Source organism: Paraburkholderia sp. BCC1885 (assembly GCF_900996235.1).
In the GTDB taxonomy this organism is placed as follows: Bacteria; Pseudomonadota; Gammaproteobacteria; order Burkholderiales; family Burkholderiaceae; genus Paraburkholderia.
On the sequence record NZ_CAAJGM010000086.1, the window covers coordinates 1 to 528 of the forward strand.

The window sequence follows — 528 nt, forward strand, 5'->3', positions numbered from 1 at the left end:
GTCGCGCAGTACCTGCTGTCGATGAAATCCGGCTTCGTCTTCTCACCCGATTTCGAGGCCGGGCTGCCCGAGGCCGCGCGGGCCGCCTTCCATCGCAGTCCTGATTTCGAACGGGGCTCGCTGGCGTTCGACGCCGTGTATTGCGAGCGCTTCCTGTTCGGCGCCGGCTGAGCCGCCGGCAACAGCCGAAACAAGCGACGGCCGAAAAAAAACCCCGCCGAAGCGGGGTTCCCGAAGCCCTTGCCAGTCGCGCGGCTTCGCCTCAGTGCACGACGCGATCGAACACGAACTCGCCGTCCTGCACGTCGACCGGGATCACGTCCTTGGGCCCGAAGCGCCCGGCCAGGATCAGCTTGGCCACCGGATTCTCGATCTCCTGCTGGATCGCGCGCTTGAGCGGACGCGCGCCGAACAGCGGGTCGTAGCCGACCTTGCCGATCTGGTCGAGCGCCGCGTCGGTCACCTCCAGTTGCATGTCGAGCTTGGCCAGCCGCTCGTGCAGGCGCGCCAGCTGGATCTTCGCGATCG

General features: G+C 67.0%; 1 pseudogene. It reads right to left on the minus strand.

Annotation, left to right across the window (positions count from 1 at the left end):
- Window positions 1-262: 262 nt before the first annotated feature.
- Window positions 263-528, minus strand: a pseudogene (locus tag FQ755_RS06870) (type VI secretion system ATPase TssH); the annotation flags it as partial.